The sequence below is a fragment of the Streptomyces sp. NPDC002730 genome, assembly GCF_042888805.1.
GTDB lineage: Bacteria > Actinomycetota > Actinomycetes > Streptomycetales > Streptomycetaceae > Streptomyces.
This window is the reverse complement of record NZ_JBIAQG010000009.1, coordinates 193,584-212,962: the sequence shown is the minus strand read 5'-3', so window position 1 is coordinate 212,962 and position 19,379 is coordinate 193,584. Positions and strand designations below refer to the sequence as shown.

Annotated in this window: 19 protein-coding genes and 1 pseudogene; 11 read left to right on the top strand and 9 right to left on the bottom strand. The window is 69.4% G+C overall.

Translation table 11 applies throughout. From position 1 onward, the window contains the following. Nucleotides 1-78 precede the first annotated feature (78 nt). Nucleotides 79-2,841, top strand: coding sequence for an ABC transporter substrate-binding protein (locus ACFYXH_RS23645; protein ID WP_389566245.1), 2,763 nt, complete (start codon nucleotides 79-81; stop codon nucleotides 2,839-2,841). Nucleotides 2,842-2,851: 10 nt separating this feature from the next. Here ACFYXH_RS23645 and ACFYXH_RS23640 read toward each other — a convergent pair whose 3' ends face one another. After that, nucleotides 2,852-2,977: a hypothetical protein gene (locus ACFYXH_RS23640; RefSeq protein ID WP_389566242.1), complete on the bottom strand. Its 126-nt coding sequence runs from the start codon at nucleotides 2,975-2,977 to the stop codon at nucleotides 2,852-2,854. 178 nt (nucleotides 2,978-3,155) lie between these two features. Between ACFYXH_RS23640 and ACFYXH_RS23635 the strand changes: the two genes are divergently transcribed. The 4 genes and pseudogenes from ACFYXH_RS23635 to ACFYXH_RS23620 all read left to right on the top strand — a co-directional run. Next, entirely contained in the window at nucleotides 3,156-3,419 is a 264-nt protein-coding gene (locus ACFYXH_RS23635; protein ID WP_389566239.1) for an STAS domain-containing protein, read from the top strand. Next, nucleotides 3,416-4,339: an anti-sigma factor RsbA family regulatory protein gene (locus ACFYXH_RS23630; RefSeq protein WP_389566237.1), complete on the top strand. Its 924-nt coding sequence runs from the start codon at nucleotides 3,416-3,418 to the stop codon at nucleotides 4,337-4,339. The genes ACFYXH_RS23635 and ACFYXH_RS23630 overlap by 4 nt, the downstream gene beginning before the upstream one ends. Before the next feature lie 123 nt (nucleotides 4,340-4,462). Next, nucleotides 4,463-4,633 carry a hydrophobic protein gene (locus ACFYXH_RS23625; protein WP_326654632.1) on the top strand — a complete coding sequence of 57 codons (171 nt, stop codon included), beginning with the start codon at nucleotides 4,463-4,465 and terminating at the stop codon, nucleotides 4,631-4,633. Between the two features lie 333 nt (nucleotides 4,634-4,966). Beyond that, nucleotides 4,967-5,602, top strand: a pseudogene (locus tag ACFYXH_RS23620) (GAF domain-containing protein); the annotation flags it as partial. Here the strand turns inward: ACFYXH_RS23620 and ACFYXH_RS23615 are convergent. Beyond that, nucleotides 5,550-6,161 (bottom strand): hypothetical protein, encoded by a 612-nt coding sequence (locus tag ACFYXH_RS23615; RefSeq protein ID WP_389566235.1) that lies wholly within the window; start codon nucleotides 6,159-6,161, stop codon nucleotides 5,550-5,552. The pseudogene ACFYXH_RS23620 and the gene ACFYXH_RS23615 overlap by 53 nt on opposite strands. An 864-nt stretch (nucleotides 6,162-7,025) precedes the next feature. Here ACFYXH_RS23615 and ACFYXH_RS23610 point away from each other — a divergent pair. Then, on the top strand, nucleotides 7,026-8,411 hold the full coding sequence (locus tag ACFYXH_RS23610) for a diacylglycerol/lipid kinase family protein (protein WP_389566232.1): 1,386 nt from the start codon (nucleotides 7,026-7,028) through the stop codon (nucleotides 8,409-8,411). Between the two features lie 206 nt (nucleotides 8,412-8,617). Here ACFYXH_RS23610 and ACFYXH_RS23605 read toward each other — a convergent pair whose 3' ends face one another. The 5 genes from ACFYXH_RS23605 to ACFYXH_RS23585 form a co-directional block, all read right to left on the bottom strand. Next, a complete protein-coding gene (locus ACFYXH_RS23605) occupies nucleotides 8,618-10,330 on the bottom strand; it encodes a glycerol-3-phosphate dehydrogenase/oxidase (RefSeq protein WP_389566229.1) in 1,713 nt (570 codons plus the stop codon). 62 nt (nucleotides 10,331-10,392) lie between these two features. Next, nucleotides 10,393-11,910 (bottom strand): glycerol kinase GlpK, encoded by a 1,518-nt coding sequence (gene glpK, locus ACFYXH_RS23600; RefSeq protein WP_389566226.1) that lies wholly within the window; start codon nucleotides 11,908-11,910, stop codon nucleotides 10,393-10,395. 54 nt (nucleotides 11,911-11,964) lie between these two features. Next, nucleotides 11,965-12,810, bottom strand: a complete 846-nt coding sequence (locus ACFYXH_RS23595; RefSeq protein WP_389566223.1) for an MIP/aquaporin family protein — start codon at nucleotides 12,808-12,810, stop codon at nucleotides 11,965-11,967. Nucleotides 12,811-13,157: 347 nt separating this feature from the next. Then, nucleotides 13,158-13,604, bottom strand: coding sequence for a nitroreductase family deazaflavin-dependent oxidoreductase (locus ACFYXH_RS23590; RefSeq protein ID WP_327327561.1), 447 nt, complete (start codon nucleotides 13,602-13,604; stop codon nucleotides 13,158-13,160). A gap of 60 nt (nucleotides 13,605-13,664) precedes the next feature. Continuing rightward, nucleotides 13,665-14,231: a dihydrofolate reductase family protein gene (locus ACFYXH_RS23585; protein WP_389566220.1), complete on the bottom strand. Its 567-nt coding sequence runs from the start codon at nucleotides 14,229-14,231 to the stop codon at nucleotides 13,665-13,667. A 149-nt stretch (nucleotides 14,232-14,380) separates the two neighbouring features. Between ACFYXH_RS23585 and ACFYXH_RS23580 the strand changes: the two genes are divergently transcribed. Further along, nucleotides 14,381-14,737, top strand: a complete 357-nt coding sequence (locus ACFYXH_RS23580; RefSeq protein ID WP_362683712.1) for a DUF779 domain-containing protein — start codon at nucleotides 14,381-14,383, stop codon at nucleotides 14,735-14,737. Nucleotides 14,738-14,741: 4 nt separating this feature from the next. Here ACFYXH_RS23580 and ACFYXH_RS23575 read toward each other — a convergent pair whose 3' ends face one another. Beyond that, the gene (locus ACFYXH_RS23575; protein ID WP_389566216.1) at nucleotides 14,742-16,310 is read right to left on the bottom strand and encodes a hypothetical protein; all 1,569 of its coding nucleotides are present in this window, start codon (nucleotides 16,308-16,310) and stop codon (nucleotides 14,742-14,744) included. 156 nt (nucleotides 16,311-16,466) lie between these two features. Between ACFYXH_RS23575 and ACFYXH_RS23570 the strand changes: the two genes are divergently transcribed. Further along, entirely contained in the window at nucleotides 16,467-16,901 is a 435-nt protein-coding gene (locus ACFYXH_RS23570) for a hypothetical protein (protein ID WP_389566214.1), read from the top strand. Here the strand turns inward: ACFYXH_RS23570 and ACFYXH_RS23565 are convergent. Next, entirely contained in the window at nucleotides 16,891-17,085 is a 195-nt protein-coding gene (locus ACFYXH_RS23565) for a hypothetical protein (protein WP_327327556.1), read from the bottom strand. The genes ACFYXH_RS23570 and ACFYXH_RS23565 overlap by 11 nt on opposite strands. 346 nt (nucleotides 17,086-17,431) lie before the next feature. Between ACFYXH_RS23565 and htpX the strand changes: the two genes are divergently transcribed. The 3 genes from htpX (at nucleotide 17,432) to ACFYXH_RS23550 (ending at nucleotide 19,278) form a co-directional block, all read left to right on the top strand. After that, complete coding sequence (gene htpX, locus ACFYXH_RS23560; protein WP_389566212.1) at nucleotides 17,432-18,352, top strand: zinc metalloprotease HtpX; 921 nt, start codon at nucleotides 17,432-17,434, stop codon at nucleotides 18,350-18,352. 56 nt (nucleotides 18,353-18,408) lie between these two features. Continuing rightward, a complete protein-coding gene (locus tag ACFYXH_RS23555; RefSeq protein ID WP_389566209.1) occupies nucleotides 18,409-19,008 on the top strand; it encodes a hypothetical protein in 600 nt (199 codons plus the stop codon). Nucleotides 19,009-19,155: 147 nt separating this feature from the next. Beyond that, nucleotides 19,156-19,278 (top strand): hypothetical protein, encoded by a 123-nt coding sequence (locus tag ACFYXH_RS23550; protein ID WP_389566206.1) that lies wholly within the window; start codon nucleotides 19,156-19,158, stop codon nucleotides 19,276-19,278. Nucleotides 19,279-19,379 lie beyond the last annotated feature (101 nt).

The following is a 19,379-nucleotide window of genomic DNA, read 5'->3' as shown; positions in this document are numbered from 1 at the left end:
TGATCCAACCCCACGCTTGCGTTCGGTACTCAGGGGGAATAACCCTTGCTTCTCAGGGGGAACAAGGGGGGCCTGCTCATGACCGCGGGGGATCCACAGAGCCGTATTCCGGCATATCCGGGCGTCGACCGCTTCATCGACGCGTTCGACAAACTGGTGGTACAGCCGCGGCGCAGCCGCAGCAGAGTGCCGGTCGTCCTGCTCAGTGAGCCGGGCGGCGGCAATGCGGGACGCCGGATCGTCACGGGGCTCCGCTCACGGATGCGTGGCCGCAGCGAGGTCCTCGCACCACACGCGTACATCCCGCAGATCCCGGACGGGACCGACCCGCCCCCGCTCGAACTCTTCGAGCATCTGACCCTTCAGCTCGCCGAGACCATGCCGCCCGGCACCGGTGAACTACGGCTGCACAGCTACCGGTTACTGCGCTCCGTCGTCACCGCGCCCGCCATCGAGGGACTCATGGAGCGCCGCCACGCCGAGCTGCGCAATCACTGCTACGCGGAGCACCGCAACTGGTCGCGTACCGCCCAGACCCTGTGGTGGCTCGGCGGCCGCGACCAGGCCAGCGGCGGCACGCTGCTCGAGCTGCTGTGGAACTTCATCGCGGGCCCGCTCTTCCAGCGGCTGCCACGCGCCTTCTACGGCTGGCGCGCCAACCGCCGCATGCTGGGGCGGGCCCGCAGCCGCAGCTGGTACGCGGAGTGGGTGCGCCGTCAGCACGGCAGCCCGCCCACCGACTTCTTCCGCTCCGCGCTCGACCTCGTACACGGCGAGCCCGCCAATGAGCCGGAGCGTATGGACCGAGTGCTCATGCACGCCCTGCTCGCCGACCTCGACCAGGCGTGCCGGGCCCGTCTCTCCAACCCCTGGCGGCGACGCCGCACCTCCCGCTTCGTACTGCTCTTCGACGAGGCAGGGCCGGCCGACTCACGCGTCCAGCGCTTCCTTCGTGAACTCCGCTCGGCCATGGAGGACTTGCGCTGTACCTCGGTGTTCGCCGTGGCGGGCGGCGTACGTTCGCTGGCCTCGCGCATCCCCGACATCGACGCATCGGGCCTCGCCCACGCCGGCGCCGAGCTGGTCAACATCGAGCGGCGCGGGATGTCGCCGGGTCAGCCGACCGGCATCGTCGTGCCGGTGGCCGAGGGACCCGAGGACGACCAGGCCGCGGTGTACTGGCTCGGCCGCTGGCCTACGCTGGTGACCCCCTCGCCGCGCTGGGGTCCCGGCGCCGAGGTGGCCGGAGTGCTCGGCATCGGAACGCTCGCACTCGCACTCGCCGCCGGCCTCGTCCTCGTACCGGACATCGGGAGCCGCGAAGAGGACGACCCCTGCCAGGGCTCCACCTTCCTCGGCACGGACGGGCAGTGCGTCGGCGTCGCCGAAGGTGCGGCCGGCTTCGGCAAGGAGCCCAGTGAGCAGGCCGTACGGGCCGTGCTCCAGCAGATCGAACGGCAGAACGAGGAGGTCGACAAGGAGCTCGCGGGCCGGCCCGGCGACGACCCGCGCCCCGGTCGCCGCACCGTCGTCTACTTCGGCCCGCTCACCGGCGGCAAGGACGCCGAGGACCCGGTGCGCGGCGGCACACTGGCCGAGCTGCGCGGCATCGCGCTGGCGCAGCAGCACATCAACGCCCAGGCGCTGCGTTCCGGCGAGCGCGTCCCGCTGCGGGTGCTCGCCGCCAACGCGGGTGACCGTTTCAAGGACGCACCCGCCGTCGCCGACCGGATCGCGGAGCTCGCCGCGAGCGATCCGTCCATCGCGGGCGTCGTCGGCTTCGGTCAGAGCCGCCGCAATACGTACGACGCGATACGCACACTCGACAAGGCAGGCATCCCGATGGTCGGTACCTCGGGCACCGCCGATGAACTCCTTCGCCAGGGCGAGCACTACTACCAGACGGCTCCCACCGATGCGCGGGCCGCCGAGCTGATGGCAGCGTTCGCTTCGAGCGCGGGGATGACCACGGGCGGGGAGAAGGCGCGCCGGGTGAGTCTCGTTGCCGACGCCACCGACGCCTACAGCAACAGCCTTGCCGCGTCCTTCAGTGCTTCGTACGGGCCCGGGCACACTGACGTGCTCCTCTACACCCCCACCGACGCACCGGAACCGGGACCTGTGCCGGGTGCGCTCGGCGGGCGGCCCGTGCCGACCGTGGAGGACCTGGCCCGCGAAGTCTGCCGTGCCGTGCGTGAGGAGCCGCGGACGGCAGTGGTGTGGTCGGCGCGGGCCAGCCAGTTCCAGCTGTTCCTGGCCGAAATCGCCCGTATCTCCGGCGGCTGCCCGAAGATCAGCGTGCTCGGCGGCGACGACGTCACCAACACGCTGACGGAAGAGCGGCGCCCCTGGGACGACTTCAAGGGCCTCACCCTCTTCTATGTCTCGCACGGCTACGCCCCCACGCTGGCGGCACGGAGCCCGGAGGCCGCGGCCTTCCTCGCCGCGTACGACCGTGCCTACGGCGGCGACCACAGCGCCAGGACGAAGGCCATGCGCGAGGACGGCCATGTCGCGCTCGCCTGGGACGCGTTGCGCTATCTCGCCGAAGGCATCGACCAGGCCTGGCGCACCACCGGCGGACATGACGACCGCCTCGACCGCGGGCTGCTGCAAGGCGTGCTCTACCAGGGCCTGGGCGGCGGGGGCTTCGACGGCGCCACCGGCCGTATCGACGCGCACGGCGCGGCGGGCGGTGGCCGGCTGACGGAGGACAAGCTGCTTGCGGTGCTGCGGGGCAGCAACGACGAGCCGACGACCGAGCTGCTGTGCGGCACGGTGGCGCGCGGCGATGAACGCACGAGGTGGGGGCCGAAGGGCGAGGAGCACCCGTGCCCGTAACCGCGTCGACTCACGCGGGGCCCGGCTCGTCGCACTGCTGCACCACATCCGCGACGACCTCGAAGAACAGCTTCGAAAGGGCCTTGGCGTCCTTCGGGGCAACCTTCCCCCGCGTCCTCGATCCAGGGCAGCTCATCAACCCTGGCCGATGCGATCTGGGGGACGCTGTGGGCGTAGGGTCGGCGAGGGTGGGACGTTGCCGACTCCATGGAGGTGGGAGTGTGGATGCCTCACGCGGTGCGGACCCGCCGGCAGCATCATTGCCGCGCAGGTTGGCCGTATTGGAGATCTGTCCGCTGACGGATCGGTCGGGAGTGCACGCGGCCGGCGAGATCACTCTGACCACCCGCACGGCGTGGGAGCGGACACTGGAGGATTTGGTCGGCGGGGGTGGTGACGTTCACCTGGATCTGTCCGCGGTGACGTTCGTCGACGTGGCGGGTGCGTCCGCCCTGGCGGTTGCGGCCCAGCAGCTGGGCAGCGGCAGGCGCATGGTCCTCACGGGGCCACCGCCCGGACTGCGGCGCGCTTTGGAGATGTTCTGGCCCGGCTTGGTGGCGATCGAGGTGACGGCGTGACGCACTCGGCTGAGTCGTTCGTCCACCCGGCGTTGTTCTACCGGGGAAGCCAGGAGTACCTGGCCGGGACGGTGCCGTTCATCCAGGAGGGTCTCGCCCTGGGGGAGCCGGTGGCGGTGGCTGCCCCGGGGAGCAACCTCGAACTGCTGCGCGCGGAGCTGGGGGGAAGCGCGGAGACAGTGCGGTTCATCGACATGACCGAGGCCGGGCGCAACCCGGGGCGGATCATTCCCAAGGTACTGCGGGCCTTTGCCGATGCCCATCCCGGCCGGCGGGTGCGGATCATCGGTGAGCCGATCTGGGCCGGCCGTACTTCGGCCGAGTACCCGGCCTGTGTCCAGCACGAGGCGCTGATCAACACCGCGTTCCGCGGACGAGAGGTCACCATCGTGTGCCCTTACGACGCCGTACGGCTCGATACCGCGGTGCTCGCCGACGCGTACGCCACACACCCCGTCGTCGTCGACGGAGGACGTGAGGAAAACAGCGACACGTACGACCCCGACCGGATCGTGGCTGCCTACAACCAGCCGCTGGCACGCCCGCTGTGGGCCGCCGCCTTCGCCTTTGAAGCCGAACGCCTTCCCGATGCGAGGGACTTCGCGGTCGAACGGGCCAAACACCTGGGTCTGACAGGCCAGCGTCTGGGGGACTTCGCCCTGGCTGTCGCCGAGCTGACCACCAACAGCGTGGTGCACGGCGGTGGATCAGGCACCGTATGGGTCTGGGACGAGGGCTCAGAGGTCCTGTGCGAGGTGAGGGACTCAGGGCAGCTGAGCGACCCGCTGGCGGGGCGTCGTCCGCCCCTGCGCGACCAACTCGGCGGCCGGGGCCTGCTGATGGTCAACTACCTCACCGACCTGGTCCGCCTCCACACCGGCCCCGATGGCACCGCGATCCGCTTCCACCTCGGGTACTGACCGGGACACCGAACTCTTGGCGCGTGGCGGATGGAGTTGCGTGCCGAACGAAAAGCGAGACTCCTAAAACGCGCGCATGGAGAGCCAAACCCCGGGCACATGAGGTCCTGGAGGTTGATAACTATGGTTCCCCTGCTTCTCGTTCTGTTGCTCGCCCTCATTCTCTTTGGTGCCGGATTCGCATTGAAGGCACTGTGGATCGTGGCGGTGATCGTGCTCGCCGTGTGGCTGCTCGGCTTCGTCATGCGCTCCGCCGGAACCGGAGGAAGCCGCGGCCGATGGTACCGCTGGTAGCGGCACGACCTCAGATTCACAGGGCGGCCCCGGACATCCTTGTCCGGGGCCGCCTGCGTCATTTCATTCCGGCGAATGGGGTTACGGTGGGCACGAAGGAGCGAATCCAGGACAGGAACCTTTTGACAGCAACCCTCCCGGGCACTTCTGCATTTCCGGTACGCGGCAGCCACAAGATCGAGTTGGTCGACCGACAGCCGCCCCAAGAGGGTTGACGAGGACTACCACCACCCTGATGGCACGTATGACGGCCGAAGGCCGCGCTGCCCCATGGATGCGGTGGCCGCAAGGTCAACTCCGCCCCACCTGCTCGGAGGCGCGGTCACCGCGGCGCCCGGTGTGGAGACCGTGGCCCGCCGAGCGCTGACCGAGCGCCAGGCCGTGTGGTTCCAAGCACTCGCCGAAGCGGGCCTTCCCTCAATCAGCGATTGTCGGGCAACCGGTGGCGGTCGAGTGGCCGTACCGGCCGGCGCCGGCGGCCGGATCATCGGAGTCCTGGAAATCTGCTGGCCCCACCGCCTTGCGCCGCAACCGCCTCAGATCCAGCGTCAAGTGGAAGCCCTCGCTGAACTCTGCGCCCACACACTGGAAACGCACACAGCGCCAGTCATCGGTTCATCGGGCGCACCCAACGCGCTGAAACGAGACCTCGCTGAACTGGTCGACCTCGTCGACGGCCTCTACGATCCCGCTTTGGTGCTGCTGCCTCACCTCGAGGCCAACGGGCACCTGACCGTCTACCGCATCCATCACACAAACCGTCACTTCGTCGATCCTGCAGGACGACCGCGCACCGCCGTCAGCGGAGCGATGCTTCTGGAGGCCTACCCCATGGCCGCCGGCGACAGTGAACTGTTCGAGAAGGTAGAGCGGGTGCATGCCACCGGTGAACCCTTCCACGCCCAGCGGATGACGCTCACCGCGCTGGTCGATCAGGTGCCGCTCGAAGCTGTTGCCGACGCCGGGGTGCCAGCACCGCAGCGAGACGCTCGGACATCATGAGGCTCCCGGTGAGGCCGAGGTTCTCGTGCATCCGGTCCGTCCTGACGACCAGACCCTCGGTGAGTTCGACGGCGGTGTGGGCGGCACCGCAGGTCAGCCGCAGGCATTCACGCTCGATCTGTGGACGCATCTCCCGCATGCGTCGGGCGGTGAATTTCCCGGTCAGCTGCTGGCGGATGCGCGTGTGCTCAGGCGGGTCCATGTCCAGGATCCAGCCGGGCAGAGCGGGAACGCCGAAATAGGGATCCACACCAGGGCGTGCCACCGGCGCTCGTTTGAATTCGGAGCGGGCACTGAAGCGCGGATCGGAAAGCAGCTGGCGGGCCAGGCTGTGGCTGGTGACAAGCCAGCCCAGGTGGCCGTCCGGGTAGCGAATCCGGCTTATAGGCTCTTGCTCACGGCGGGCCGCGAGTTCGGCTGGCGGGTCGAACGGATTGGTGCGCAGGGTGGGGTACGAAGGGACGTCTTGAGTATTCATCACACGTTCTCCTCGTTCAGAAGTGAGCGCTCTGCCATGGGCGTCCACAGCAATGACGATCTGACCCGTTCGTACGAACCCGCGTCAACATCATCCGGGGGATGCGCCCGCTGGTGCGGGTGCATTGCCCGTTCGGGCAGAAATGGCCGGCCGTGGTTGCGGGGCAACGGACGACGCAGCCGAAACGGTTTCGAAACAACGCGACTCAGAGAATTGTTTTCCACGACTGCATTGCGAAGGACAACTCGGCCTGCTCGGAGTCGGGCGTGACCGGGAGGCGGCCGGAGATCCGGAGGTGCGCCCGGTGTGTCGCCCGGCAGCACCGGTGCGCCGGCGATGACGCCTGGGTTGCCCTGGCCGCGGAGCAGTTCGCACAGGGCGCCGCCCATACAACCCCCAGCCAGTGCCGCCCAAAGCCGGACACGGACCTGGGACGGCCGGGGGGCAGTGTGAGCAGAGTTAGCATGCAAGTGGTGGGGGTTCCTCGACCGTGATCGGCCCGCGCGGTGAGCACCTCGAAAAGGCCCCCTGACAGCAGCCGCCTATGCGACGGGACCGCGCCGAGCCGAGCGTGTGCCTCCCACGCCGGCCAGCGGTGTACGCCGGTGCTGTCGCGGGTCGCGCGGAACGCGGACCGCTCAGCGCGCGTCGGCGTTGCCACCTCTCCACGGCGCCGGGTGCGCCAGCCGTCTCGCCCCAACGCCACCGTCTACCCTCGGTGCCGGGCACCTAGCGGGTCCCGCGAGCGGCGTGCGGGCGAGCATCCATGCTGGAGGTTCCGATGACCGCGGTTTGCGACCCCCGGCCGTTCCGCCGCGGCCGCCTGCCTGTGCCCCGGCGGCATCCCGATACTGCGGCACGGGCAGCGGAGCGCCGCCTGCCCCGCCACCGACCCAGGAGGTGCCTTCCGTAGTGGCCGATCACGACCTTCCCGGCCGGCCCCGCCCCATCGAACGCCTCGCCGCGTTCACCGCCCTGGCGGCGCTGCCGGGAGCGCTGACCACCCTCATCGTCGGAGCGGTCATGAACTGGGCGGCTCTGGTAGCCACCGTCGCGGCGCTGCTGGTCGGGGTGACGGCAGGCTGGCACGCGGTCTCGCGCAGAGGAATGCGACGCGCGATGGCGGGCCTGGGCATGGTCCTGGCGCTGGCACTGCTGGTGGCTGTCGCGTTCCTCTCGGACTTCAGCCTGCCGCGTTTCGCGGTGATCCTCGTGCTGGCGGCGCTCTCCACGACCGCGGCGCGCGTCGCGCTGCGCCGGCGCGGAGGCTCCGTCGCGGCGGCGGGCAGACCCGCCGCGAAGCCGGTCCGCCCGGTCCTGCTGATGAACCCGAAGTCCGGCGGAGGCAAGGTCGGGCAGTTCGGCCTGCCGGACGAGTGCCGCCGCCGCGGTATCAAGGCCGTTCTGTTGAAGCCGGGTGAGGACCTGCGAGAACTCGCCGAGGAGGCAGTCGCGCGCGGTGCCGATGCGATCGGCATGGCCGGCGGGGACGGCTCGCAGGCGATCGTCGCGGAGGTCGCCGCGCGGCACGGCATCCCGCATGTCGTGGTCCCCACCGGCACGCGCAACCATCTCGCGCTCGACCTCGGACTGGACCGTGACGATGTGGTCGGCGCCCTCGACGCGTTCGTCGACGGGGTGGAGCGGCGGATCGATCTGGCGACCATCAACGGCCGTGTGTTCGTCAACAACGCCTCGCTCGGCCTGTACGGGCGCCTCGTGCAGTCGTCCCAGTACCGGGATGCCAAGCTCAAAACCGCCGCGGAGACACTCCCCGACCTCCTTGGTCCGGACGCGGTCCCGCCCGACCTGCGCTTCATCGGGCCGGACGGCGCCCCGCACTCCACGGCGACGGTGATCCTCGTCTCGAACGGCCCCTACCAGCTCGACCGCCTCGAAGGCCACGGCACCCGGGAGCGCATGGACTCCGGGAGGCTCGGCGTGGTCACGCTCACGATCCGCGACGCAGCCGAAGCCGTGGGGTTCGCGACCCTGCAGGCGGCCGGGCAGGTGCGGCGGTTCCCCGGCTGGCGCGAGTGGACCGCGGAGCGGTTCGAGGTGCGCTCCGGCGGTCCCGTGGCCGTCGGGGTCGACGGCGAGGCGTTGACGCTCGAGCCGCCGATCGTGTTCGCCACGCTGCCCGGGGCTCTCCGCCTGCGGCTCCCCCGGCACGCGGTCGGTCTCTCCCCGGCGAGGCGGGCGCTCCACCTGCTCTCGCGGTCGACCGTCGCCGACCTTGCCGCCGTGGTCCTCGGCCGCCCGGCGGACCGGCAACACCCGGTCGGCGAGACCCGCTGAACGCAGCGGGGGCGGCGGGGCGGCCCGCTTTCTGCTGCGGCCGCGGGCCGCGGACGGCAGCCCCTGGGATCCGACCGCCGGCGCACCGTGGTAACGAACCGCTGGGTTGGCGAGGGCGAGCCGGGAGTGGCGTCGTCGTACCCCGTGCCAAGCGCGGCACCGGCGGCCGTCGAAGCGCTCGGCCGGCACCCGCTGGAACGTCCCGCTCAGCGCACCGGGATGATGTCGGGGGCGCCGAGCCGCACCGCGTCGGCCGTCTGGTCGTCCGGCTGCTGCTGAGCCTCGCGTTCGGCCGCCACCCGCTTCAGGTAGTGGTCGACCTCGCGCTCCCGGTGCGCCCGGTCCCACCCCAGATGAGGTGCCATGAGTTCGGCGACGGTACGCGCCGCGTCCACGCCGCGGTCCCAGGACTCGATGGAGATCCGGGTACGCCGGGCGAGCACATCCTCCACATGGCGGGCTCCCTCATGGGTCACCGCGTAGACGGCCTCGACCCGCAAATAATCGTCGGAGCTCGGCAACGGCTCACCGAGTGAGGGGTCGGCCGCGACCATGTCGAGCAGTTCTTGCACCAGGGAGCCGTAACGGTTCAGCAGGTGTTCGATGCGGGCGACATGCAGCCCGGAGCGCTTGGCGAGATTGTGCCGGGAGTTCCACAGGGCCGGATAGCCGTCGGCGCCGAGCAGCGGAACGCGCTGCGTGACGCAGGAGGCCACCTTCTCGTCCAGACCACGGGCCGCCTCGTCGACCGCGTCCTTGGCCATCACCCGATAGGTCGTGTACTTGCCGCCGGCCACCACGACGAGCCCGGGGACCGGGTGCGCGACCAGGTGCTCCCGGGACAGCTTGCTGGTCTCCGCGGCCTCGCCGGACAGGAGCGGGCGCAGACCCGCGTAGACGCCCTCGACGTCCTCGGCGGCCAGCGGTGTGACCAGAACGCGGTTGACGTGTTCCAGCAGGTAGCTGACGTCCTTGGAGCTCAGCGCGGGGTGGGCCTTGTCCAGTGTCCAGTCGGTGTCGGTCGTCCCGATGATCCAGTGCCGCCCCCAGGGGATGACGAACAGCACGCTCTTCTCGGTGCGCAGGATCAGCCCGGTGCGGGAAATGATCCGGTCACGCGGGACCAGCAGATGCACGCCCTTGGAGGCGCGGACGTGGAACTGGCCGCGGGTACCGGCCATGGCCTGGGTGTCGTCGGTCCACACGCCGGTCGCGTTGATGACCTGCTTGGCTCGCACCTCGGTCTCGTTGCCGGTCTCCAGGTCCGTGACCACAGCTCCCACCACCCGCTCGCCCTGGCGCAGGAAGCGGCTGACGCGGGTGCGGTTGGCGGCCAATGCCCCGTAGGCGGCTGCGGTGCGCGCGAGGAACATGGTGTGCCGGGCATCGTCCACCTGGGCGTCCCAGTACTGGATCGCGCCGACCAGGGCGTCGGAGCGCAGAGCGGGCGCCTCGCGCAGTGCCTGGCGCTTGAGCATGTGGCGGTGGTGGGGCAGGCCGCTGGAGGTGCCCGAGGCCGCGGCCATGGTGTCGTAGAGCAGCACGCCGGCGCCGACGTAAGGGCGTTCCCAGACCCGGTGTTGCAGCGGGTAGAGGAAGGACACCGGCCGGACCAGATGCGGCGCCAGGAGCTGGAGCAGCAGTCCCCGCTCCTTGAGTGCTTCGGCGACCAGCCGGAAGTCGAGCATCTCGAGGTAGCGCAGGCCGCCGTGAATCAGCTTGCTGGAGCGGCTGGACGTGCCCGAGGCCCAGTCCCGGGCTTCGACGAGACCGACCGTCAGGCCCCGGGTGGCGGCATCGAGGGCTGACCCGGCACCCACTACACCGCCACCGACGACGAGGACGTCCAGCTCCCCCTCCCCCAGCCGGACGAGAGCCTCCGCGCGTGCCTCGGGCGAGAGAGCCACCGGGTTCGCCATCGGTCTCCTCCTCGTGCTGCGGTCGTGCGCCGCGCGTGGCCGGGGACGCGCCCGGCGGGGACCTACTCGACCTTGGCCCAGTCGAGCGTGCGCTCCACCGCCTTCTTCCAGCCCGCATAGCCTTCCGCGCGCTGCTCCTCGGACCACCCGGGCTCCCAGCGCTTGGACTCCTGCCAGTGGGTGCGCAGCTCGTCGGTGTCCTGCCAGAAGCCGGTGGCCAGACCGGCCGCGTAGGCGGCACCGAGCGCGGTGGTCTCGGCGACGACCGGGCGGCTGACCGGTACGCCGAGGACATCGGCCTGGATCTGCATGCACAGGTCGTTGGCCGTCACACCGCCGTCGACCTTGAGCACGTCCAGGTGGACGCCGGAGTCCTGCTCCATGGCCTCCACCACGTCGCGGCTCTGGTAGCAGATGGCTTCCAGGGTGGCCCGCGCCAGGTGGCCGTTGTTGTTGTACCGGGCGAGGCCGACGATCGCGCCACGGGCGTCGGAGCGCCAGTACGGGGCGAACAGGCCCGAGAAGGCGGGGACGAAGTACATGCCGCCGTTGTCCTCGACGGTGCCGGCCAGACGCTCGCTCTCGGCGGCGTCACTGATGATCTTCATCTGGTCGCGCAGCCACTGCACCGCGGACCCGGTGACCGCGATGGAGCCCTCCAGGGCGTAGACCGCCGGGCTGTCGCCGAACTGGTACGCCACGGTGGTGAGCAGGCCGTGCTGCGAGCGGACCAGTTCGGTCCCGGTGTTGAGCACCAGGAAGTTGCCGGTGCCGTAGGTGTTCTTGGCTTCGCCGGGCGCGTAACAGACCTGCCCGACGGTGGCCGCCTGCTGGTCGCCGAGCACCCCGGTGATGGGGATGGCGGCGCGCAGCGGCCGGGAGGTACGGGTCGCGCCGAATGCCTCCCGGTGGGAGGACGGGCTGATGGTGGGCAGCATCGCCCGGGGAATGTCGAAGAAACCCAGCAACTCGTCGTCCCAGTCGAGGGTCTCCAGGTTCATCAGCATCGTGCGGCTGGCGTTGGTCACGTCGGTGGCGTGGATGCCGCCGTCGGGACCGCCGGTGAGGTTCCACAGGACCCAGCAGTCCGTGTTGCCGAAGAGGGCATGGCCCTGCTCCGCCGCCTCGCGGACGCCGTCGACGTTCTCCAGAATCCACTTGATCTTGCCGCCGGAGAAGTAGGTGGCCGGCGGCAGCCCCGCCTTACGGCGGATGACGTCACCCTGGCCCGAGCGTTCCAGGGCGGCAGCGATGGAGTCGGTGCGGGTGTCCTGCCAGACAATGGCGTTGTAGTAGGGACGGCCGTCGCGGGGGTCCCAGACAACGGTTGTCTCCCGCTGGTTGGTGATGCCGATCGCCGCCAGGTCGGACGGGGACAGGTTCCCGTGCCGGAGGGCGTTCTGTATCACCGAGTTGGTACGTTCCCAGATCTCCACCGGGTCGTGCTCGACCCACCCCGAGCGCGGGAGTATCTGGTGGTGCTCCATCTGGTGCTTCGCCACTTCGTTCCCGTCGTGGTCGAAGATCATGAAACGCGTGCTGGTGGTTCCCTGGTCCACTGCGCCGACGAAGTCCGCCATGGCATGCCGCCTCTCCTGTGGGATGGACTGGGTTGCGGCCTCGCACTGGGCCGGTCAGGCCTCGGGGGTCGGGACGCGTCCTGGGGGCTCCGGCTCCGCGGTCGGCAGGAACCGGCCGACGAAGAACTTGTAGAGGAACGCTCCGACGAGGCCGCCGATCAGTGGACCGATGATGGGCACCCAGAAGTAGAAGTTCCCGTACTGATCTCGCCACGCTCCGCCGTATCCGGTGAAGAAGCTGGCCAGCCGGGGACCGAAGTCACGTGCGGGGTTGATCGCGTACCCCGCGTCGGTGCCCCAGGCCATGCCGATCGCCACGACGACCAGGCCGATGATGAAGGGGGCCAGGTTGGCGCCGGGGGGTGTGTTGAGCAGGTCGGTGATCGCCATGATCAGCAGCAGCAGGATCGCGGTGCCGATGATCTGGTCGCGGAACGCGCCCCATTCGCTGACCGGCAGATTCGGGTTGCCGTTGGCAGGCAGCGTGGAGAAGACGAACTGCGTCTTGATGGTGTGGCCGGGGTCCGCCTTCGCCAGCGCCTCGGTGTAGTTCCAGCGCACCAGCAGGGCTGCGACGAACGCGCCGGCCGTCTGCGCCAGCGCGTAGGGCGCCACCTTGGTCCACGGGAAACCCCTGAACGCCGCCAGGGCCACGGTCACCGCGGGGTTGAGGTGAGCACCACTCAGTCGCGCCGCCACATAGACGCCGAGGGTCACGCCGAGACCCCATGCCCAGGCGATGCTGTCGTGGTTCCCAAGGCCGCCCGGGGGATCCGTGAGGGCTCCGCCGGCGACCACTTGGGCCACCACGCCGCAACCGAAGAGGATGAGAATCATGGTGCCGACGAATTCGGCCGAAAGCTCGCCGATCAACCCTGATCTTTTGAGTCGCTCAGCCATGGAAGCCCACTCTCCGCCGGCCCAGCACCGGCCGTCGACTGCCCGATTTCTCCACATATCAGCATAGGACGATCAAGAGCCAGCCGCATGCACAGCCCTTGCTCACCCCTTGCTCACCGTGTGGTGGGCCTTGCCGGCGCGGGCCGGCCGGCTTTCGTCACCAGCAATGCGACTCGTCCGGTAGTTGGTGAACGGGCTCACTCCGCAGGTCGGAGCCCCTCCGAGCCCAGCCGCTGTGGGTGGCATCGAGAATCAGCCGTGCGATCGCGTGGGGGGTGCGTGACGATCTGTCGGCAGGGGGCCTCTGACCGGCAGGGACGTAAGCCACGCCGGTCAGAGGCCTGCGCTCAGCTGTCCTTGGCCGCGGGCTCCAGGACGAAGACGGGGATCTCACGGTCGGTCTTCTTCTGGTAGTCGGCGTAGTCGGGGTACGCCTCGACGGCCCGCTCCCACCACACGGCCTTCTCATGCCCGGTCACCTCACGGGCCGTCATGTCCTGACGCACCGGGCCGTCCTGCAGCTCCACCCGGGGGTCGGCGACGACGTTGTAGTACCAGACGGGGTTCTTCGGGGCGCCTCCCAACGAAGCAACCACGGCGTAGGTGCCCTCGTGCTCGACCCTCATGAGCGGGGACTTACGGATCTTGCCGCTCTTGGCACCCTTGGTCGTCAGCAGGATGACGGGCATACCGCGCATCGTCGTTCCCTTGGTACCGCCGGAGCTCTCGAAGAGCTCGACCTGGTCGCGCACCCACTTCTCCGGGCTCGGCTCGTACTCGCCCTCAAGAGGCATGTCATCCATCCCATCGTCGGAGACTTGCGTACAGGGACTCAACGCCCCGGGGCCACGCAATCATCCCTCCGGACGTTCGTAGCGGAGCAGCACGGTCCGCGCGTCGAAGGACCGCGACTCGGCGAACTCGAGGTTCAGCCGCTCCTTCCCCTGCAGGAACAGCGGCCTGCCGCCACCCAGGACCACCGGGTGCACGACGATGTGATATTCGTCGATCAGACCGAGCTCCGTGAGGGCGGCCGGCAGCGTCGAACCGCCGGTCAGCAGCAGGTCCTTGCCCGGGCCCCGCTTCAGGGCCGCGACCTCCTCGGCGAGGTTCTCGCCGATCACGCGGACGTTCCCGTCCGGCTGTTGCAGGGTCCTGGAGAAGACGATCTTCGGAGTACGGCGCCATACCGGCGCGAAGGCGAGATCGTGCGGGTCGTCGGAGATCGACTCGGCGTCGGGCCAGTAGCCGGACATCATCTCCCAGACCACACGCCCGTAGAGGAAGGTGTCGACGCGTTCCTGCAGGCCGTCGCCGTACGCGCCGAGCTCCGGTCCGAGCACCGGCCAGTCGAAGGCTCCGCCGGGCCCGTCGATGTGTCCGTCGAGCGACGAGTGGACAAAGTAAATGATCTTCCGCATGACCGTTCCTCCTGGTTCGTGGTGCGCCCCTTTCGGCGCCTGCACCGGTATGTCGAACGGCGTCGGGCCCGATCGACACCGCAGGGGCAGGAATCTTCCGCGAAGGCGCTGCAACGGCATTGCAACCTCGCCGGTGCTCTGCTGGCGGGATGACTGAGGCCCCGCGCGTGGAGCTGACCCCCGCAGCCGCCGATCTGTTGCGGCGGCTGCGGGCGGCCCACGGTCCGTTGATGTTCCACCAGTCGGGCGGCTGCTGCGACGGCAGCGCGCCCATGTGCTACCCGGACGGTGAATTCCGTACAGGCGCGTCCGACGTCCTCCTCGAGGACCTCCGGGTCGACGGCGTCGAGGAGTCCGTCTCCTTCTGGATGTCCAGGAGCCAGTACGAGGTCTGGAGCCACACCCGGCTCATCGTCGATGTCGTCGAGGGCCGGGGCAGCGGTTTCTCGCTGGAGGCGCCGGAAGGAGTGCGGTTCCTGATCCGGTCGCGTGTCGTGGGTGCATGAGGCGTCAGCCGCGGTCCCGTACCGCCACGATGCCGTTGAAGACCCCGGCGTAGGCCGTGCCGTCGGGGCCGATGGTGATCGGCGCCCAGTTGTTGTCGTACGACGGGCCCGTGCCCGTGAGCCGCTTCCAGCGCCGCTCGCCGGTGCGGAAGTCGACGGCGGTCAGATACCAGGCGTCGATGCCGAGTTGGTTGGGCTCCTTCTCGTAGAAGTAGAGGAGGCCGTTGGCGGTGGAGAGCTTGGGGACGGTGGAGGGCGAGCGGACGCCGCTCTGCCAGACCGTGTCGCAACCACTGCCGTCCTCGCGTACGTCGATCCTGCTCACGCCGCCGACAACGGTGCGACCGAAGGTGAGTGAGGCCGGGTTCTCGTAGCCGTAGTTGTTCTCGACGACGATGCTGTTGCCCCAGGTGATCAGGGAGTTGTCGGTGGTGGACGCGCCGGATCCGAAGACGGGCACCTTGCAGACGAGGCGGCGGTCGTCCGGGACGTCGGTGCCACGGCGGTAGACGAGGACGTTCATCCGGTCGTCGGCGTTGTCGGTGATGGCGGCATAGCCGTCGCCGAACAGGTCCGGCGTGGTGCCGGAGCCCTGGTTCACGGAACCGGGTTTGGTGCCCGTGCCGCGGTCGTACGTCTGGCGCCACTGGATCTTCGGCGTCCCGTCGGCGTCCGAACGGAAGCTGTAGAGGGCGTGGTCGGAGACGATCGATACGCCGTCCTGGGCGACGGAGAAGGAGTTCTGGATCTCTTCGCCGTCCAGCCGGACCGAACGGATCGCGGACGTCCGAGGATCGACGCTGCCGACGCGTCCGAGCCGTGTCACCCACCAGATGCGGCCCTGCCAGTCGGGCATGACGGAGGTGACGGGGTCGCAGGTGCCGCTGGGGAACAGGTTCGTCCAGCTGACGCAGTCGTGCGGAACGTGGGCGGTCAGATCCCAGTCGTTGTCGACGACGAAGCGCCAACTGCCGTCCCCCGCCTGCTCATGGGCGATACGGAGGATGTGCTGTCGCGAGTCCGCCAGCACCACCCGGTCCTGGTCGTCGAGGTAGAAGTAGGCGCCGCCGGACGTGTCCTTGAAGATTTTGGAGAAGTCCAGCCGGGTGATGGCCTCGACGGTCGAGGAGCGCTGCGGCAACCGGTACTCGGCGAGCGTGTCGAGCGTGCGCGGGTCGAGAAGCTTCAGCAGGAACCCGGTGAAGGTCCCGCAGACGGTGATCAGCCGGCCGGCGGCGTCGAAGGTCGCGGTGGCGCACTCGCCACCGACCGGGGCGATCCGCTCGCTGGTGACCTCGGGGTCGCGGCCGAGGGGACCGGAGTAGGGATGGGTGCCGCTGCCCGCCGCGTCCGCGTGCATGCCGCTGCGCCCGTTGGGCGCGAGGAAGGGGTGCTGCGGGGGCGCCTGTCCCGGCACCGGCCGAGCGTCGGCGGGCGTGCCCTCGTACTGGCTGACCAGTCGGTGGCCGGGTGCCTTGGGTATCTCCTCCGCCTGCGCGGCGGGGGCGGTGGAGGTGGTCGCGGCGACGGCCAGGGCCAGGGCCACTGCGCGGACGAGCGCTCTTCGGGACATACGGCTCCTCGGTTGCGTACGGGTGTACGGGTCGCGCCGCCGCCCGACGTTAGAGCCGGCCCCTTGAGGTGTCCATGGAAGGGCCATGGGTTTTATGGACGCTTCATGATCGCGAAATGAGCGGGCCGCACGGCACCGGCTGACATGCTGGTGCACGTGAATGCCCCCACTCGCGGCGCCTGGCTGCGCGCCGGAATCAGCCGCAACGGCGGACCCCTGCAGGAGAACGAGCAGGTGGTCTGGCTCCAGATCGACGCCTACTACGCGGACAGCCGCGGCTTCGCCGGCATCACCACGTACGACGGCACCTGTGTCCGCTTCCACCACGACGTCGGGGAACCCGGCGAGGATGTGGGAACCCTTCAACGGGACGGTGACCGGCTGATCGAGACGGGTACGAACCCGGACGGCAGCACGTTCCGCGAGGTGTGGACGCCGCTGGTGGACAGCGAGGAAGAGTGCGGGTCCTGGCGGGTCGGCAAGGCTCAGATCGTCCGCGTCGGGACCCATGTGGTGCATGTGGACGCCGGCGGCGGAGGCTACTTCGAGCTGCCGCCGGACGTCGAAGTGCCGCCGAAGGTCACGGTCTGAGGCTGCCCACCACATGGGCGGTGGCCGCGATGCCTTCCTGGATGGTCGGCGCCATGCTCGTGCTTGCGAGAAAGAACCCGAGCAGGGCACAGACCACGGCGTGAGACATCTTCAGTCCGCCGTTCCGCAGAAAGATCACTGTGAGCACCAGCAGAAACAGCACCAACGAGATCGAAATAGCCATCGCCAACCTCCTCCGCCGCGCCGGAATTGCGGCATTCGGCCGTCAGTCTGGCGTAGTGGAGGGCCCATACGGCCGACTGGCGTGTCCGCCGTTCGGGTGTTGTCTGCCGGTGACTTCGAGTGGAGAGGCGCCGGATGAAGGTGCTGAACGCGTGCCGGTGACGCGGAGCATCTGCCCCGTCGCGACCAGTACGGACGGCTCGACGCGGCCGGCCCGCCCGCGCCAAGGTCTGCGGCACGGTCCACCCACACGGCGTGCGCGAGCTCACTTATCCCGGCTATAGCTGCGACAGGAGCACAATCGAGTGAGGGGGAACGAGAAACAGCTCCGTCCCGGAGGGTGTCAGATGCCAGGGAACAGGCCTCCGTCCCGCTACGCCCCGGATCACGGACTCACCACCCGCATGGTGACGACGATGTTCCTGATCGGGCTGCTCTATGTCGTCTTCGTTGGCGCCCTGCTGGCGATCCTCCGAGGCTCGTGGCCGATCATTCTGCTGATCGCAGGCGGTCTGTTCATCGCGCAGTTCTGGTTCAGCGACCGGATCGCGGCCTTCAGCATGGGAGCTCGCGAGGTCACGCCGGAGCAGGCGCCGGAGCTGCACGGCGCCGTCGACCGTATCTGCGCGCTCGCCGACATGCCCAAGCCCCGCGTCGCGATCGCCCAGAGCGATGTGCCGAACGCCTTCGCCATCGGCCGCAACGAGAAGACCGCGCTGGTCTGCGCCACTACCGGCCTGCTCCGCCGGCTGGAGCCGGAGGAGCTGGAGGGCGTCCTCGCCCACGAGCTGTCGCACGTCGCCCACCGCGATGTCGCGGTGATGACGATCGCATCGTTCCTCGGTGTCCTGGCCGGCGTGATGACCCGTATCGCCGTGTGGGGCGGCTTCGGCCGGGCAGGTGGCAGCCGCGACAGCAACGCCGCGATCGCCATGCTCCTGATACCCCTGGTCAGCGCGGTCGTCTACGTGATCAGCTTCCTGCTGACCCGGCTGCTCTCCCGCTACCGCGAACTGTCCGCCGACCGCGCGGCCGCCCTGCTGACCGGCCGCCCCTCGGCGCTCGCGTCCGCACTCACCAAGGTGACGGGCGACATGGCGAGGATCCCGACGCAGGACCTGCGCAAGGCGGAGCCGTTCAACGCCTTCTGGTTCGCGCCGGCGTTCTCCTCCAAGGAGAGCCTGAGCCGCCTGCTGTCCTCGCACCCGACGCTGGAGCAGCGTCTGGACCAGCTGGGCAAGATCTCGACGCAGCTGGCCCGCCCGTAACGCGCCCCCCGCGACGACTGACAGACGCCCGACAGACGACTGACAGAGGCACTTCTGTGGGACTCCTCGACACGATCCTTGGCCGCAGCAAGCCGGTACGGCCCGACCTCGACCAGCTCTTCGGCCTGCCCGCCGCCGCCATCACCCTCCAGGCGGGCGCCGGCTTCACTCCGACCGGCATCGGCTCGGTGTGCTTCGCCAGCGTGGAGGGCGGCGCCTTCGCGCAACTCCAGGAGGACGTACGAGAGCTGCTCGACGCCGACACCGACCGGGGCGGTGTCCCGGTCGAGTTCAGCCAGGACGCGTACGGCTACACCTGGCTCCTCGCCCGCCACCCCGCCGACGATACAGCCTCGCTGGTCAACGACCTGCACGCGGTCAACACCCTGCTCCAGGACGCCGGCTTCGGCCCGCAGCTGCTCTGCTCCCTGATCGCCTTCCATGAGACATCCGGCGATCGCTCGCTGGCGCTGGTCTACCTGTACAAGCGCGGTACCTTCTACCCCTTCGCGCCGCTCGCCGGTACGAAGGAGAAGCGGGACAACGCCCTGGAACTGCAGACCAGGGCGTTGCTCACGGACGACCTCCGCATCGAGACGGATCTGGCCCGCTGGTTCCCGGTCTGGGGCGCGCCGGGCCTCGGGGGTCCGAAGTAGGTCGTTTCGTTTGGATCATCCGGTGGACCAGAGGAAGATGCCGGCGACAAGCGGACTTGCCGCATTGGGCACTACCGCACCGAGCGACCGCGGACCGCCGGCCCGGCCTTCTGCCCGCCCACCTCACCGAGGAGGGCCACCGTCGCCTTGCGGCGGCACGCTCCGCCGTTCTACGCCATCGACCAGCGCATGACCGACGCCGTCCCGGAGCAACGTCTCGCCGAGCTCCACGCCGACCTCGACCACATGGCGGCGGCACTCGACGGTTGAGAAACGGCCGCGCGTCAGTTGCCGTGCTCCTCGGGCAGGTGGACCCAGGGATGGGTCAGCGAGCCGTCGTCGGTGGTGGGTGTGCCGGGCTGCTGGCCGTG

Excerpts from the sequence above, each read along its gene's own strand:
- ACFYXH_RS23645 (WP_389566245.1), top strand. The coding sequence starts at position 79 with ATGACCGCGGGGGATCCACAGAGCCGTATTCCGGCATATCCGGGCGTC.
- ACFYXH_RS23640 (WP_389566242.1), bottom strand. The coding sequence starts at position 2,977 with ATGAGCTGCCCTGGATCGAGGACGCGGGGGAAGGTTGCCCCGAAGGAC.
- ACFYXH_RS23625 (WP_326654632.1), top strand. The coding sequence starts at position 4,463 with ATGGTTCCCCTGCTTCTCGTTCTGTTGCTCGCCCTCATTCTCTTTGGT.
- ACFYXH_RS23605 (WP_389566229.1), bottom strand. The coding sequence starts at position 10,330 with ATGGCGAACCCGGTGGCTCTCTCGCCCGAGGCACGCGCGGAGGCTCTC.
- glpK (WP_389566226.1), bottom strand. The coding sequence starts at position 11,910 with ATGGCGGACTTCGTCGGCGCAGTGGACCAGGGAACCACCAGCACGCGT.
- ACFYXH_RS23595 (WP_389566223.1), bottom strand. The coding sequence starts at position 12,810 with ATGGCTGAGCGACTCAAAAGATCAGGGTTGATCGGCGAGCTTTCGGCC.
- ACFYXH_RS23590 (WP_327327561.1), bottom strand. The coding sequence starts at position 13,604 with ATGCCTCTTGAGGGCGAGTACGAGCCGAGCCCGGAGAAGTGGGTGCGC.
- ACFYXH_RS23585 (WP_389566220.1), bottom strand. The coding sequence starts at position 14,231 with ATGCGGAAGATCATTTACTTTGTCCACTCGTCGCTCGACGGACACATC.
- ACFYXH_RS23580 (WP_362683712.1), top strand. The coding sequence starts at position 14,381 with ATGACTGAGGCCCCGCGCGTGGAGCTGACCCCCGCAGCCGCCGATCTG.
- ACFYXH_RS23575 (WP_389566216.1), bottom strand. The coding sequence starts at position 16,310 with ATGTCCCGAAGAGCGCTCGTCCGCGCAGTGGCCCTGGCCCTGGCCGTC.
- ACFYXH_RS23565 (WP_327327556.1), bottom strand. The coding sequence starts at position 17,085 with ATGGCTATTTCGATCTCGTTGGTGCTGTTTCTGCTGGTGCTCACAGTG.
- htpX (WP_389566212.1), top strand. The coding sequence starts at position 17,432 with ATGCCAGGGAACAGGCCTCCGTCCCGCTACGCCCCGGATCACGGACTC.